At 61.8% G+C, this 15,584-nt stretch carries 15 protein-coding genes; 2 read left to right on the plus strand and 13 right to left on the minus strand.

The window, feature by feature from the left end; all coding sequences use genetic code 11:
- Positions 1-81: 81 nt before the first annotated feature.
- From DCO47_RS14125 to DCO47_RS14185, 13 genes are all read right to left on the minus strand, one after another.
- Positions 82-1,029, minus strand: a complete 948-nt coding sequence (locus tag DCO47_RS14125; RefSeq protein WP_116658303.1) for an LD-carboxypeptidase — start codon at positions 1,027-1,029, stop codon at positions 82-84.
- Positions 1,030-1,200: 171 nt separating this feature from the next.
- On the minus strand, positions 1,201-2,199 hold the full coding sequence (gene lipA / locus DCO47_RS14130; protein WP_160768663.1) for a lipoyl synthase: 999 nt from the start codon (positions 2,197-2,199) through the stop codon (positions 1,201-1,203).
- 25 nt (positions 2,200-2,224) lie between these two features.
- Positions 2,225-2,872, minus strand: a complete 648-nt coding sequence (lipB, locus tag DCO47_RS14135) for a lipoyl(octanoyl) transferase LipB (protein ID WP_116658304.1) — start codon at positions 2,870-2,872, stop codon at positions 2,225-2,227.
- Positions 2,872-3,147, minus strand: coding sequence for a DUF493 domain-containing protein (locus DCO47_RS14140; RefSeq protein WP_116658305.1), 276 nt, complete (start codon positions 3,145-3,147; stop codon positions 2,872-2,874). Before DCO47_RS14140 ends, lipB begins: the two co-directional genes overlap by 1 nt.
- Before the next feature lie 80 nt (positions 3,148-3,227).
- Positions 3,228-4,385: a D-alanyl-D-alanine carboxypeptidase family protein gene (locus DCO47_RS14145; RefSeq protein ID WP_016773028.1), complete on the minus strand. Its 1,158-nt coding sequence runs from the start codon at positions 4,383-4,385 to the stop codon at positions 3,228-3,230.
- 187 nt (positions 4,386-4,572) lie between these two features.
- Positions 4,573-5,583 carry a septal ring lytic transglycosylase RlpA family protein gene (locus tag DCO47_RS14150; protein WP_065615618.1) on the minus strand — a complete coding sequence of 337 codons (1,011 nt, stop codon included), beginning with the start codon at positions 5,581-5,583 and terminating at the stop codon, positions 4,573-4,575.
- A complete protein-coding gene (mltB, locus tag DCO47_RS14155) occupies positions 5,583-6,593 on the minus strand; it encodes a lytic murein transglycosylase B (protein ID WP_065615617.1) in 1,011 nt (336 codons plus the stop codon). Before mltB ends, DCO47_RS14150 begins: the two co-directional genes overlap by 1 nt.
- A 17-nt stretch (positions 6,594-6,610) precedes the next feature.
- The gene (rodA, locus tag DCO47_RS14160) at positions 6,611-7,714 is read right to left on the minus strand and encodes a rod shape-determining protein RodA (protein WP_042610663.1); all 1,104 of its coding nucleotides are present in this window, start codon (positions 7,712-7,714) and stop codon (positions 6,611-6,613) included.
- A 31-nt stretch (positions 7,715-7,745) separates the two neighbouring features.
- Positions 7,746-9,641 carry a penicillin-binding protein 2 gene (mrdA, locus tag DCO47_RS14165; RefSeq protein WP_042610582.1) on the minus strand — a complete coding sequence of 632 codons (1,896 nt, stop codon included), beginning with the start codon at positions 9,639-9,641 and terminating at the stop codon, positions 7,746-7,748.
- Positions 9,642-9,651: 10 nt separating this feature from the next.
- Positions 9,652-10,119, minus strand: a complete 468-nt coding sequence (gene rlmH, locus DCO47_RS14170; protein ID WP_116658306.1) for a 23S rRNA (pseudouridine(1915)-N(3))-methyltransferase RlmH — start codon at positions 10,117-10,119, stop codon at positions 9,652-9,654.
- 9 nt (positions 10,120-10,128) lie between these two features.
- A complete protein-coding gene (gene rsfS, locus DCO47_RS14175) occupies positions 10,129-10,623 on the minus strand; it encodes a ribosome silencing factor (RefSeq protein WP_016773024.1) in 495 nt (164 codons plus the stop codon).
- Between the two features lie 72 nt (positions 10,624-10,695).
- Positions 10,696-11,385, minus strand: coding sequence for a nicotinate-nucleotide adenylyltransferase (gene nadD / locus DCO47_RS14180; protein ID WP_065615616.1), 690 nt, complete (start codon positions 11,383-11,385; stop codon positions 10,696-10,698).
- Position 11,386: 1 nt separating this feature from the next.
- The gene (locus tag DCO47_RS14185; RefSeq protein WP_116658307.1) at positions 11,387-12,658 is read right to left on the minus strand and encodes a glutamate-5-semialdehyde dehydrogenase; all 1,272 of its coding nucleotides are present in this window, start codon (positions 12,656-12,658) and stop codon (positions 11,387-11,389) included.
- Between the two features lie 178 nt (positions 12,659-12,836).
- Here DCO47_RS14185 and DCO47_RS14190 point away from each other — a divergent pair, with 178 nt between their 5' ends.
- Both DCO47_RS14190 and DCO47_RS14200 read left to right on the plus strand, forming a co-directional pair.
- The gene (locus DCO47_RS14190; RefSeq protein ID WP_065615615.1) at positions 12,837-13,562 is read left to right on the plus strand and encodes a DNA-3-methyladenine glycosylase; all 726 of its coding nucleotides are present in this window, start codon (positions 12,837-12,839) and stop codon (positions 13,560-13,562) included.
- 151 nt (positions 13,563-13,713) lie between these two features.
- Positions 13,714-15,030: a bifunctional DedA family/phosphatase PAP2 family protein gene (locus DCO47_RS14200; protein ID WP_116658308.1), complete on the plus strand. Its 1,317-nt coding sequence runs from the start codon at positions 13,714-13,716 to the stop codon at positions 15,028-15,030.
- Positions 15,031-15,584: the final 554 nt, after the last annotated feature.

Genomic DNA, 15,584 nt, shown 5'->3' on the forward strand with positions numbered 1-15,584 from the left:
AGCCTTCGGCAGCTCCTCCAGGATGCTCGTCAATCCATGTAGGAGCTGCCGAAGGCTGCGATCTTTTGAGCCTCACCCGAATTATCGGATGACCACATCCTGCTCCAGCATCAACTCCTGCTTCCCCGCATCCAGCCGCACCAGCGCGCCCAACGGCAGCGTCAGGTTCGGATCACAATGGCCACTGCGCCAGCCCGACAACACTGGGATCCGCAACGGCTCAAACGTCTGCTTGAGCAAGCGATTCAGCGCCTCGACATCGACCCCGGCGATATCACCGACCAGCACACCGCGCAGCCTGGCCAACTTGCCAGCCAGACGCATCTGGGTCAGCAGCCGGTCGATACGATACAGCGGCTCGTTGATGTCTTCGATGAACAGGACTGCGCCGTCGACATCGATCTCGTAAGGCGTGCCGAGGGTCGCGGCGATCATCGCCAGATTGCCTCCCAGCAAACGCCCGTGGGCAACGCCCGGCTCGACGGTTGATAGCGGATAAGCCGCCGGATGGCTCAACACACTGCCCATCTTCATTTGCCCGCGGAGCATGGCGAAGAACGAGGTGACGGTCGGCGGCTCCTTGTCGCCCAGCAGGTCGGCATTGAGCAACGGCCCGTGAAAGGTCACGAATCCGGCGTAGCGACTGATGGCCAGATGCAGCGCGGTGATATCGCTGTAGCCGACAAAGGGTTTGGCGTGACGGCTCAGGAGGCCGTAATCGATTCGGTCGAGCAGACGCGGCGTGCCGTAGCCGCCGCGCAGGCAAATGATCGCGTCGACGTCGGGATCAGCGAACGCCGCGTGCAGATCGCGCAGACGCACGTCATCACTGCCGGCCAGATAGCCGTCCTTCTCGTAGACGCCGGGAAACACCTTCAGCCCATAGCCGCGTGCGCGCATCCATTGCAGCGCCTTATCGGTGTCCAGAGCACCCGGGCCGGCAGGCGCAATGACGCCGATCAGCCCTTCCGAGGGCAGTGCGGGCACGGCTTTGTGCGGGCAGAGTGTATGGGTCGGTCGAACGGTCATCCTTGGATCTCCCTGTGAATTGATGCTCACACATTAGTCAGGAACGTGAACAAACAGAAGAGGATCAGCCACGCCGTGCATTGAAGGAAAAATCAGCAGCGAATGTAAGTCGGGCAAAAAAATGCCCGCCGGGCTATCAGACCTCGGCGGGCATTTTTCCTCGGCGCTGAATCAGGAACCCAGCAGCTCGGCCTTGACCAGCTTCGCCTGCTCGTCGGCGTGGTACGAGGAACGTACCAGCGGGCCCGATGCAACGTTCTTGAAGCCCATCTTGTAACCTTCTTCGGCGAACCAGGCGAAGGTGTCCGGGTGCACGAAACGCTGCACCGGCAAGTGGCTGCGCGACGGTTGCAGGTACTGGCCGAGAGTCAGCATGTCGATGTCGTGTTCGCGCATGCGCTTCATGACTTCGATGACTTCCTCGTCGGTCTCGCCCAGGCCCAGCATCAGGCCGGACTTGGTCGGAATGTGCGGCATCATCTGCTTGAAGCGCTGCAGCAGCGTCAGCGACCACTGGTAATCCGAACCCGGGCGCGCAGCCTTGTACAGGCGCGGCACGGTTTCCAGGTTGTGGTTGAACACATCCGGCGGCTCGGCGGCGGTGATTTCCAGCGCGATGTCCATGCGGCCACGGTAGTCCGGGACCAGGGTCTCGAGCTGCACGTTCGGCGACAGTTTGCGGATTTCGCGAATGCAGTCGGCAAAGTGCTGGGCACCGCCGTCACGCAGGTCATCGCGGTCCACCGAAGTGATCACCACGTATTTGAGCTTGAGGTCGGCGATGGCGATGGCCAGGCTTTCCGGCTCGTTGACGTCCAGTGGCTTCGGACGGCCGTGGCCAACGTCGCAGAACGGGCAGCGACGGGTGCAGATGTCGCCCATGATCATGAAGGTCGCGGTGCCGCCGGAGAAGCATTCGCCGAGGTTCGGGCAGGAGGCTTCTTCGCAGACGCTGTGCAGCTTGTGCTTGCGCAGCAGGCTCTTGATGCGGTCGACTTCCGGCGAAACCGGGATGCGCACGCGAATCCAGTCGGGTTTCTTCGGCAGTTCGGTGGTCGGGATGATCTTGACCGGGATGCGTGCAACCTTCTCGGCGCCGCGCAGCTTGACGCCGGCTTCAACCTTGGGACGCGGGGCCGGGCGCTCGGTCACGTCGAGCGTCGGGATCATGGTTTGCACTGCATCAGTAGTCATATCAGTCGATTCCGCCCGTGAGGGTCGTCTGCTCAGCATAGTCGAGGTGTTTGACGAGCTGCGCGCGCAGCCGGGCACTTACCTCGGCAAATTCAATCGATCCTGCGTGATCGCTCAGCTGGGTCATGGCCAGCCCGGCGTAGCCGCAGGGATTAATCCGTCGAAACGGTTCCAGGTTCATATCCACGTTCAGGGCCAGGCCATGAAAGGAACAACCGTGGCGAATGCGCAAACCCAGAGAAGCGATTTTCGCTCCATCGACATACACGCCGGGAGCATCTGGCTTGGCCGCAGCGGTGACGCCGTAGCTGGCCAGCAGTTCGATCAGGCAGGCTTCCATGCGGCTGACCAGATCACGCACGCCGAAACCCAGCTTGCGCACATCCAGCAACAGATAAGCCACCAGTTGCCCGGGGCCATGATAAGTCACTTGGCCGCCACGATCGACCTGCACCACCGGAATATCTCCCGGCAGCAACAGGTGTTCAGCCTTGCCGGCCTGGCCCTGGGTGAACACCGGCGGGTGTTCGACGAGCCAGATTTCGTCGGCGGCAGCATGACCGCGTTCGTTGGTAAAGCGTTGCATGGCATGCCAGACCGGCTCGTAAGCCATCTGGCCCAGCTCGCGAAAGCCCAGCGTGCCGTGCATCACAGCACCATATGCACGAAGCCGGTCGCCCGCAGTTCGCTGTTGATGTTGTACAGCTGATCCTGATGGGTGGCGACGATGTGCAACTGGATCGTGGTGTATTTGCCGTTGCTGCTTTGACGCTCGTCGATGCGCTCATCATTGATGGTCGCGTGTTTCAGGACGATCGCGATGATCTTGTCCTTGTTGCCAACACCCGTGTCACTGATCACCTTGATCGGATAATCAGTCTGCGGAAATTCGATCTTTGGCGCCTTTACTTCGGTATCGGTCATGGCGTAACGGCCTCTTAAGCCGTGGTAACGCACATGGCCCCGCACCGGATCGGAGCGGGGCCATGCAGGTCAACACTGAATCAGTTGAACAAGCCGTAGAAGAATAGACGGATGCTATCCCACATGCGGCGGAAGATACCACCCTCCTCGACGCCATCCAGAGCGATCAGGTCGGCGCTGTGCACCACCTTGTCTTCCAGTTTGACTTCGACTTTACCGATCACGTCGCCCTTGGCGATTGGCGCAACCAGTTGCGGGTTCATGGTCATGCTGGCAGCGAGCTTCTTCAGCTGGCCTTTCGGCAGGGTCATGGTCAGGTCTTGTGCCAGGCCGGCCTTGACCTGGCTGGTGGTGCCTTTCCACACCGGCGCCTGCGCCAGTTCAGTACCCTTCTGATAGAAGGTCTGGGTTTCGAAGAAGCGGAAACCGTAGGTCAGCAGCTTCTGGGTTTCTGCGGCGCGGGCCACTTCGCTGTTGGTGCCGAACACCACGGCGATCAGGCGCTGGCCGTCACGTACCGCCGAGGACACCATGCAGTAGCCGGCTTCGTCGGTGTGGCCGGTTTTCAGACCGTCAACGGTCTTGTCGCGCCACAGCAGCAGGTTGCGGTTAGGCTGCTTGATGCCGTTCCAGAAGAACTCCTTCTGCGAGTAGATCGCGTAGTGAGCCGGGTCTTCGTGGATGATCGCGCGGGCCAGGATCGCCATATCGTGGGCCGACGAGTAGTGCTCAGGGTTCGGCAGACCGGTCGGGTTCATGAAGTGGGTATTGGTCATGCCCAGTTCGGTGACGGTCTTGTTCATCAGGTCGGCGAATGCGTCTTCGCTGCCGGCGATGTGCTCGGCCAGGGCGACGCTGGCGTCGTTACCGGACTGGATGATGATGCCGTGCAGCAGGTCGCTGACAGTCACCTGCGAGCCGACCTTGATGAACATCCGCGAACCGCCGGTGCGCCAGGCGTTTTCGCTGACGGTCACCGGGTCGTTTTCACCGATCTGGCCGCGACGGATTTCCAGGGTCGCGATGTACGCGGTCATCAGCTTGGTCAGGCTGGCCGGTGGCAGACGCTGGTCGCCGTTGTTTTCGACCAGCACGTTGCCGCTGCTGGCATCCATCAGAACATAGGCCTTGGCGGCCAGTTGTGGTGGCGACGGCATCATCTCGGCCGCGAAAGCGGCTGGCGAGAGGAGCAGCGGGACTAGCAGACACAGGCGTTTGGCAAAGGTGGTGATGTTCATCCGTCTCTCGAAATCGCTAATGGAAACTTGCCCGAAGGCAAAACTTATTCAGACAGCCTTCTAACGGGCCATCGCGTGTTCAGTTGCTCACTCCAGTCACCCTTGCCGGGCTTTTGTTCTTCGACGAGCCAACAACCTGGTTCACCCCCCGAATACCGCAAGTGAACCGTCAATCAAGGTCTACGTATTACTCGGTGACCACGCTGGGCGAACCCAGATTGGCCAACCGCACACTGTTCTGCACCTGGGCGATTTCACCCGGCGAGCCGATCGGCCCCAGGCGTACCCGGTGCAGGGTCTGCTGATTGCGCACGATCGAGCTGATGAACACCGGCGCGCTCACCATCCCGCTGAGCTTCGACCTCAGCAGTTCGGCAGCGTCCGGGTTGGCGAACGCGCCCACCTGCAGATACTGGCCAGACGCTGGTGCAGAAGCGTTTTTTTTTGCATCGATCTGCACGGGCACCACGGCCGCCGCGTGCTGCTGCGGCGGTGGCGTCCACTGCTCGACAGTACCGGCCGAAGCGGTGATCACCGGGGCGCTATTCTGCGCCACTTGCGGCTCGTTGAGCATCAGCGGCGCCGGACGGCCCTTGGCCGCCCACCATTGCTGCGGATCGATGCCTTCGACCTTGACCCGTGCGGTGCCGGTTTCGGCATAGCCGAGTTTTTTCGCCGCCGCGTAGGACAAGTCGATGATGCGATCGGAGTAGAACGGCCCACGGTCGTTGACGCGCAGGATCACGGTCTTGTGGTTGTCCAGGTTGGTCACCCGAACGTAACTTGGCAGTGGCAAGGTCTTGTGCGCGGCGCTCATGCCGTACAGGTCATACACTTCGCCGTTGGCGGTGTTCTGACCGTGGAACTTGGTGCCGTACCAGGACGCCGTGCCCGAGGCCACGTAGGTCTTGGATTCCTGCAGCGGGAAATAGGTCTTGCCCAACACCGTGTAAGGGTTGGCCTTGTACGGGCCGGTGTGCAGGGTCGGTGTCGCATCGGGGATGCGCGAGACATCGACGTCCCACCACGGCGCGCCGTCTTTGTGCGCGCGGTTGATGTCCAGGCCCGGTTGGGCGCGGACCGCGGTGGACGGGGTTTTCTGTGTCGGCGTGCGGCTGGTCGTGCAACTGGCGACCAGGACTGCCAACGCAGCGAAAGCCACCAGCTTCAGGGGTTTATTGTTAGGCAATGCCTGCATTACTTGACGCCCCGTGCTTGTACCAGCTGTTCAGACAGTTGATGTACGGCCATGGCGTACATCACGCTGCGGTTATAACGCGTGATCGCGTAGAAATTCTGCAGGCCCATCCAGTATTCAGGGCCGTTGTCGCCTTCGAGGCGAAATGCGGTAACCGGCATATCATCGCGCAGCGCATCATGACTTGACCAGCCCAGCGCCCGCAACTCTGCGACCGATTTCACTGGCTCGATACCGGTGGTCAGGCCTTCATCGACCTGCTCGCCGCGCACATCGGCGCGGCTGACCACTGGCTCCCCGGCGACCCAGCCATGGCGCTTGAAATAGCTGGCGACGCTACCGATCGCATCGTCCGGGTTGTTCCAGATATTGATGTGGCCGTCACCGTCGAAATCCACTGCGTAGGCGCGAAAGCTGCTCGGCATGAACTGCGGCAGGCCCATGGCCCCGGCGTACGAGCCTTTCAGGGTCAGCGGATCGACCTGCTCTTCGCGGGCCAGCAGGAGGAACTCACGCAGTTCCTTGCGGAAAAATTCGGCACGGGGAGGATAGTCGAAGCCGAGGGTCGACAACGCATCGATCACCCGGAAATTGCCGGTATTACGTCCGAAAAAGGTCTCGACGCCGATGATCGACACGATGACTTGTGCCGGCACGCCGTATTCCTGCTCGGCGCGGGCCAGGGTCGCCTCGTGCTGACGCCAGAAGTCCACACCCCGGGCGATGCGCGCGTCGGTGATGAACATCGGACGATATTCGTTCCACTGCTTGACCCGTTCGGCGGGTTTGGAGATGGCGTCGAGAATCGACTGCTTGCGTTGCGCCTCGCGGAACACACCCATCAGTTGTTCACCGGCGAAACCGTAGTCGCGGGTCATTTCACCGACGAATTCGGCCACCTGCGGCGAGCCTTCATAGTCGCCGGCCAGCGCTTCCTGCACGCTCCCCAGCAGGCCCATCAGGCCAACCAGCGGCGCGCATCGAGTCGCCCAGCCACGCATTGCTTGCATTGCACTCTTCACCTTATTCAAACCTGTGCGATCCACTTGCGATGGGTATGGATCGACATCAAAACCCCAAACGCTGACAGCAGCGTCACCAGCGAAGTTCCTCCGTAGCTAATGAACGGCAACGGCACCCCCACGACCGGCAACAGGCCACTGACCATACCGATGTTGACGAAAACGTAAACAAAAAAAGTCATGGTCAACGCGCCGGCGAGCAATTTGCCGAACAGCGTTTGCGCCTGGGCAGTGATCACCAGCCCGCGACCGATCAACAGCAAGTAGATCAGCAGCAGTGCACAAATCCCCACCAGACCGAACTCTTCGCCCAGCACGGCAATGATGAAGTCGGTGTGGCTTTCCGGAAGGAAATCGAGGTGCGACTGGGTGCCGAGCAGCCAGCCTTTGCCGAATACGCCGCCGGAACCGATCGCGGCTTTCGACTGAATGATGTTCCAGCCGGTGCCGAGCGGATCGCTTTCCGGGTCGAGAAAGGTCAGGACCCGCTGCTTCTGATAGTCGTGCATGACGAAGAACCACATCGCCACCGACACCGGCACCGCCGCCGCCAGCACGCTGAGAATCCAGCGCCAGCGCAGGCCGCCCATGAACAGGACGAAGGCGCCACCAGCCAGAATCAGCAGCGATGTGCCGAGATCCGGCTGGCGCACGATCAGAATGAACGGCACACCAATCAGCATCAGGCTGATGCCGACGTGCTTGAGCTGCGGCGGCAAGGTGCGTTTGGACAGATACCAGGCGATGGTCGCCGGCATCAGGATCTTCATGAATTCCGAGGGCTGGAAGCGGATCACCCCGGGGATGTTGATCCAGCGCGTGGCGCCCATGGCGTTGTGGCCCATGATGTCGACGACGATCAGCAACACCACGCCGATCACGTAGCCGAGCGGCACCCAGCGGGCCATGAATCGCGGCTCGAGCTGGGCGATGACGATCATCGCCACCAGGCCGATGCCGAACGACGTCGCCTGCTTGCCGAGCAGATCCCAGCTCTTGCCGCTGGCCGAATACAGTACGAACAGACTGCCGGCGGCGAGGATCAGCAACAGGATCAACAGCGGGCCATCGATATGCAGTCTTTGCAGCAACGTCGCGCGGCGACGCATCACATCCTCGCTGGAGAGCATGCGATCAAAATTATTCATCACGGGCCGTGGCCTCCGCAGTGATAGGGCTGGCGTACTCGGCTTTCAGATGGCCGTCCTGGTCGAGCAACCAGGCATCCATCACCTGACGTACCACGGGCGCGGCCACGCCGGAGCCGGACTCACCGTTCTCGACCATCACCGAGACGACAATTTTCGGGTCATCGGCCGGGGCGAAGCCGACGAACAGGGCGTGGTCGCGGTGGCGCTCCTGAACCTTGGAGCGGTCGTATTTCTCGCCCTGCTTGATCGCCACCACCTGCGCGGTACCGGACTTGCCGGCGATCCGGTATTGCGCGCCGATCGCCGCTTTGCGCGCGGTACCACGGGCCCCGTGCATCACCTGCTGCATGCCATGGTTGACCTTGTTCCAGTCGGAGGGGTCGCGCAGGACGATGTTAGGCATCGGGTTGTCATCCACGGGTTTGACCCCATCGAGGGACCTGGCCAGGTGCGGACGATTCCAGATGCCCTTGTTCGCCACCAGCGCCGTGGCCTGGGCCAGTTGCAGCGGAGTCGACTGCATGTAGCCCTGGCCGATCCCGAGAATCAGGGTTTCGCCGGGGAACCACGCCTGTTTGCGCGTCGCCCGCTTCCATTCGCGAGACGGCATCAGGCCCGGGGATTCTTCGAACATGTCCAGCGAAACCTTCTGGCCGATGCCGAACTTGTTCATGTAGGTCGACAGCCGATCGATGCCGAGCTTGTGCGCCAGGTCATAGAAGTAGGTGTCGTTGGACCGCATGATCGCCGTATCGAGGTCGACGAAGCCGTCACCGGTGCGGTTCCAGTTGCGGTACTTGTGATCGTAGTTGGGCAGCATGTAATAGCCCGGGTCGAACACTCGGCTGGAAGCCGTGACCACGCCAGCGTCGAGACCGGCAATCGCCACCGCCGGTTTGATCGTCGAGCCCGGCGGGTACAGGCCGCGCAGCACACGGTTGAACAGCGGCCGATCAATGGAATCGCGCAACTCGGCGTAGGCCTTGAAGCTGATGCCGGTGACGAACAGGTTCGGGTCGAAACTCGGCTGACTGACCATCGCCAGCACCTCGCCGGTTTTCGGATCGAGCGCTACCACCGCGCCACGTCGCCCGCCCAGTGCGGCCTCGGCGGCTTCCTGCAATTTGATGTCGAGGCTCAGGACGATGTCCTTGCCGGGAATCGGATCGGTGCGCTTGAGCACGCGCAACACGCGGCCACGGGCGTTGGTCTCGACTTCCTCGTAACCGACCTGACCGTGCAATTCCGGCTCGTAGAAACGCTCGATGCCGGTTTTGCCGATGTGGTGGGTGCCGCTGTAGTTGACCGGATCCAGCGACTTCAGCTCTTTCTCGTTGATCCGCCCCATGTAGCCCACCGAGTGCGCAAAATGCGCGCCCTGCGGGTAATGCCGGACCAGTTGCGCGACCACTTCCACCCCGGGCAGGCGGAACTGGTTCACCGCGATCCGGGCGATCTGTTCTTCGGTCAGCTCGAACAGGATCGGTACCGGCTCGAACGGCCGGCGCCCCTGACGCATGCGTTTCTCGAAGATCACCCGGTCCTCGGGCGTCAGCTCCAGCACCTCGACGATGACGTCGAGCACTTGTTGCCAGTCGCCGGAGCGCTCGCGGGTCATGCTCAGGCTGAAGCTCGGCCGGTTGTCGGCCACGACCACACCGTTGCGGTCGAAAATCAGCCCGCGCGTCGGCGGAATCGGCTGCACGTGGACGCGGTTGTTTTCCGACAGGGTCGAGTGGTACTCGTACTGGATCACCTGCAGGTAATACAGGCGCGCGATCAGCACACAGATCAGCGACACGATCACGATCGCACCGAACACGACACGGCTGCGCACCAGACGGGCGTCCTTTTCGTGGTCCTTGATGCGGATCGGCTGAGACATGAGGGCAGGCTTACTTGTGGTAAGGGTGGCCGGACAACACGGTCCAGGCACGGTACAACTGTTCGCCGATCAGAATCCGCACCAACGGGTGCGGCAAGGTCAGCGGCGATAACGACCAGCGCTGGTCGGCGCGGGCACAGACTTCCGGTGCCAGCCCTTCCGGGCCGCCGACCATGAAGTTGACCGTGCGCGAATCCAGGCGCCAGCGATCGAGTTCGACCGCCAGTTGCTCGGTGCTCCAGGGCTTGCCGTGAACCTCCAGCGTGACGATCCGCTCGTTGTGCCCGACCTTGGCCAGCATGGCTTCGCCTTCCTGGCGGATGAAACGGGCCACGTCGGCATTCTTGCCACGGGTGTTGAGCGGAATTTCCACCAGTTCCAGCGCCAGCTCGAACGGAAGACGCTTGGCATATTCATGCCAGCCTTCTTCCACCCACTTGGGCATGCGTGAACCGACGGCGATCAGGCGCAGTCGCACAGCAATCCCTTAGAACTGGTCTTTGTTGAGCTTGGTGAAATGCTCGTGGGTGTTCTCCGGGCTATGGTGCTTGGCATCGGCCGCACGGCTTTGCTCGGCACCGGCCCACAGGCGCTCCAGGTCGTAGAACTGACGCGCCGAGGCGGTCATCATGTGCACGATCACCAGGTCGAGGTCGAGCAGCACCCAGTCGCTGTCGCCCTTGCCTTCTTCGCCCAGCGGCTTGGCGCCCTGCTTTTTCACTTCCTCGCGGACCTTGTCCAGCATCGCGTTGATCTGGCGATTGGAGGTACCGGTGGCGATGATCATGTAGTCAGTGATGCTCTGCTTGTCGCGCACATCGATGATCTGGATGTCCTGGGCCTTGACGTCTTCCAGCGCGGCGACGGCAATCTTGACCAGTTCGTCGCCCTTGAGCGGCTCGTTGGTGTTGACGGCTTCCGGCAGTGGTGCGCTCTTGAACGTGCCTTTGCGCTTTACTTTCGGTAGATCTTTATCAGTCATATGAAACTCGTTTTGCTCATGTATTCGGCGGCTTGGGGATACGGTAATCCGCATCGGTGAAGCACGCCTTGTTCAGTTCGACGCACGGTACAGACCGTGCGCATCGATGTAGGCCAGGACCGCGTCGGGCACCAGGAAACGTACCGACTTACCGCTGGCCAGCAGTTGACGGATCTGGGTGGCGGAAACCGCGAGCGGTGTCTGCCAGACGAATGCAATCTGTCCGCTCGGCCCTTTCAGGGCCAGCGGGTCGCTCACCGAACGCGCTGCCAGCAGGTTGCGCAAGGCATCCGGCGGTTCGCTGTCGGCGTCCGGGCGCTGTAGCACCAGGATGTGGCAATGCTGGAGCAACTCTTCCCAGCGGTGCCAAGTGGGCAGGCCGCAAAATGCGTCCCAGCCCAAAAGCAGAAAAACCTGGGTCTCGGCGGGCATCTCTGCGCGCAGCGACTCCAGGGTATCGATGGTCCAGGACGGTTTGTCCCGCTGCAATTCGCGGGCGTCCACCACCAGCGGCGGCAATCCGGCCACCGCGCACTCGACCATCGCCAGCCGATCCTGCGCCGACACCTGCGGCGTACCGCGATGTGGCGGCCGCGCGTTCGGCATCAGGCGCAACTCGTCCAGCGCCAACGCTTCGACGACTTCCAGCGCGCCACGCAAATGGCCGATGTGCACCGGGTCGAACGTACCGCCCAGTACGCCAATGCGTTGCGGGCGCGACTCGCTGCCGGTGTGCGGCGCTGTCAGGTCGAAGTCGGTCAAGTCAGACCGTCGCCTGGCCGCGCAACTGGCCGTCGCCGACCACGATGTACTTCTCGCAGGTCAGCCCTTCGAGGCCCACCGGGCCGCGGGCGTGCAGCTTATCAGTAGAAATGCCGATCTCGGCACCCAATCCGTATTCAAATCCATCGGCAAAGCAGGTCGGTGTGTTGATCATCACCGAGGCCGAATCGACTTCCGCCACGAACCGGCGGGTGTCGGCGAGGTTTTCGCTGACGATCGAGTCGGTGTGATGGGAGCCGTAATGGTTGATGTGTTCGATCGCCTGCTCCAGGCCGTCGACCACGCGGATCGACAGGATCGGCGCCAGATACTCGGTGTGCCAGTCGTCCTCGGTGGCGGCTACAGCCTCGATGATCGCCCGGGTACGCTCGCAACCACGCAGCTCGACGCCTTTTTCGCGGAACTGCGCGGCCATTGCTGGCAGAAAGTCATTTGCAACAGCCTGATCGACCAGCAGGGTCTCCATCGCGCCGCAGATGCCATAACGGTAAGTCTTGGCGTTGAAGGCGATGCGTTGAGCTTTTGCCAGATCGGCGTGTGCGCTGACGTAAACGTGGCAGATGCCGTCCAGATGCTTGATCACCGGTACCCGGGCATCGCGGCTGATGCGCTCGATCAGGCCACGCCCGCCACGCGGAACGATGACGTCGACGTATTCAGGCATGCTGATCATCGCACCGACGGCGGCGCGGTCAGTGGTTTCCACCACTTGCACCACGGCGGCGGGCAATTCAGCCTCGGCCAGGCCGCGCTGGATGCAGGCGGCAATCGCCCGGTTGGAACGAATCGCCTCGGAGCCACCGCGCAGGATGGTCGCATTGCCGGACTTCAGGCACAGGCTGGCGGCATCGATGGTCACGTTCGGGCGGGATTCGTAGATGATCCCGATCACGCCCAGCGGGACACGCATCTTGCCGACCTGAATGCCCGACGGACGGAAGCTCATGTCGCGGATCGCGCCGACCGGATCCGCCAGTGCTGCGACCTGGCGCAAGCCGACGATCATCCCGTCGATGCGTGCAGGGGTCAGTTCCAGACGCTCGAGCAATGCCGGTTCCAGACCGTTGGCGCGACCGGCTGCCAGATCCTGCTCATTGGCGGCAGCAAGCTCGGCGCGCGCAGCGTCCAGAGCATTGGCGGCAGCCTGCAAGGCGCGGTTTTTCTGCGCGGTGCTGGCGCGACCGATGACCCGGGAGGCAGCGCGGGCGGCGCGACCCAATCGGGTCATGTAGTCAAGAACGGACTCAGTCATGGTCTGCTGGGGTCTTGGCAAAGAGGAAAGCGGCAGATTATAGCTGTCGCGTCCCGGGACTAACAGCGGTGACGGGCGGATGGTCGAAATGAGCTGCGTTTGCCCGTCGTTCAGACGTAATTAAGCTCAGCGTTGTTATCATCACGACCTCATTGAGCCTGGATAAACCTTGCCCATCATGACCAACGTGCCCCTATGCCCCGAGTCCGCGCGCCTGCCCGTGGGCCTGCCGGACAGTTTCTTCGACCGCGACGCCCAGGTACTGGCGCAGGCCCTGCTCGGCAAAGTGATCCGTCACCGCGTCGGCGATCTGTGGCTGAGTGCGCGGATCATCGAAACCGAAGCTTATTACTGCGCGGAAAAAGGCAGCCACGCCTCCCTCGGCTATACAGAAAAACGTAAGGCTTTGTTTCTGGATGGCGGGCACATCTATATGTACTACGCCCGCGGCGGTGATTCGCTGAACTTCAGCGCCCAGGGGCCGGGCAATGCCGTTTTGATCAAGTCCGCCTATCCGTGGGTCGATGAAGTCAGCGGCCCGGCGAGTCTGGCGCAGATGCTGGTGAACAACCCCGATGCTCAGGGCCGGCCGCGTCCGACGCAGAAGCTCTGCGCCGGGCAGACATTGCTGTGCAAGGCGTTGGGTTTGAAAGTGCCGATGTGGGACGCCAAGCGTTTCGATCATGAATTGTTGCTGGTCGAGGACGCCGGGGCGCCGCCGACACACATTATCCAGACCACCCGACTGGGCATTCCGCTGGGCCGCGATGAACACTTGATGTATCGCTTCGTTGACGCCGCGTATGCCCAATGGTGCACGCGGAACCCGCTGCGACGGGGTCAGGTCGAAGGCCGGGATTATTGCCTGCTTCCCGGAGCTGACGCCGAATCCGCAAATAGATGATGTCCCCCTGTGGGAGCGAGCCTGCTCGCGAAGGGGTCGTGCCAGCCAACGCTTCTATCGTCTGACACACCGCATTCGCGAGCAGGCTCGCTCCCACAGGTCAGAAGTCAAACGCGTAACGATCAATTAAAGATTGGATGGAGTTTTCTCTATGGGCCCATGGCTCGATAGCATCACCGGATGGCTCGGCGCCAATCCACAGTGGCTGGCCGCAGCGGTGTTCATCGTTGCGTGCGTGGAATGTCTGGCGATTGCCGGGCTGATCGTCCCGGGCACGGTGCTGTTGTTCGCCGTGGCGGTACTGGCCGGCAGCGGCGCGCTGTCATTGAGCGAGACGCTGCTGCTGGGCTTTCTCGGCGGCATCCTCGGCGATCTGATTTCGTATTTCCTCGGGCGCCATTTCCACCAGAACATCCGCCGCCTCCCCGGGCTGCGCCATCACCCGGAATGGATGGCGGGTGCCGAGTCGTACTTCCAGCGCTATGGCATCGCCAGCCTGCTGGTCGGGCGTTTCATCGGTCCTTTGCGGCCGATGCTGCCGATGGTCGCGGGGATGTGCGACATGCCGTTCCCGCGTTTCTTCGCCGTCAGCCTGCTCGCAGCCGCCGGCTGGAGCCTGGCCTATCTGCTGCCGGGCTGGGCCACAGGTGCTGCGTTCCGCCTGCCTCTGCCCGAAGGTTTCTGGCTCGAGGCCGGCATCGTCGCCGCCAGCGTGGCAGTGATGGTCGGCCTGAGCGTCAACAGCAGTGTGCGTCGTCATCGTCGCGCGACAATCTGGATCGGCAGCATGAGCCTGCTGATCCTGATCGGCCTGTTCATCGGCTATCCGTACCTGACCGCGCTCGACAATGGCGTGATGACCCTGGTGCAGGAGCACCGCCAGCCAGCGCTGGACGAAATCGCCGTGACGCTGACCCTGATCGGCGAATTCCGCAACATGCTGCTGTTCAGCGCCCTGCTCGTCGTGCTGCTGTTGCTGTGCAAGCAATGGCGCCACGCGATGTTCGCCGGCTCCACCATGCTCATCACGGCGATGGCCAACACCGGAACCAAATACTTTTTCGCCCGGGTACGCCCAGAGGTGCTCAGTGATCCATTGACCACCTACAGCATGCCCAGCGGCCACGCATCCGGCGCGTTTGCCCTGTTCCTGACACTCGGCGTGCTGGCCGGTCGCGGACAGCCGCCACGCATGCGCCTGACCTGGCTGCTGATTGCCTGTATCCCGGCGCTGTCGATCGCCTTGTCGCGGGTTTATCTGGGCGCGCACTGGCCCACCGATATCCTCGCTGGCGCCATGCTCGCCAGTTGCGTCTGCGCCGCGATGTTATGGCTGAGCCAGCGGCAGACGTCACTCGACCCGATGCCGTTCAGGATCTGGTGGTTGATCCTGCCATCGATGGTGGCCCTGTTCAGTTTTTTCGTTTTGCGCCACCTGCCACACACACTGTTGCGTTACGCCTACTAAACCGGATCAACTTACAAGTATTGTTTGTCTAACGCCGCTCTTTAGGAATATTCCGACAAGAGCGGCACTCACTGCTGACACTCGATTACTTGTGCCCGGTCAAACTTCCTGATTAAAACCAGACAATTCCCCGTTCGAAACATATACAAAACAGACGTTACATAATCAGGCCACACTTTGCTTGAAAGTGTCATTCCTCCCAGTGAAAACCGGTTAGATTGATTTGGCTTAATTACAACTAAAGCGCGTGTTCAACGTTTGATACCGCAACTTTCAAACTCCGAAAACAATGCCTTTCAATCTGTTTGTTCCGAGTATTCCATGAGCCCAAAAACACCTCGAAAGCCACCCGCGGCCACGTCGCACCCGCCGGAATCCGCCGCTCTCCCGCCACGCCAGCTCGATGGCGTTTCACCCGCCCTCTTCCCCACACCCGGGCTTGTCGATCCCACGTCGCCGGCGGATGCAATGGGCGTGCAAATCGTCGCGCCCCGTTTACAACCACCCGCCGTCGAAATCTTTCGGATGCCGACACGGGGCACCCAGGCGCCTCA

Origin of the sequence: Pseudomonas sp. NDM, assembly GCF_003105095.1 — a bacterium.
GTDB lineage: Bacteria > Pseudomonadota > Gammaproteobacteria > Pseudomonadales > Pseudomonadaceae > Aquipseudomonas > Aquipseudomonas moraviensis_A.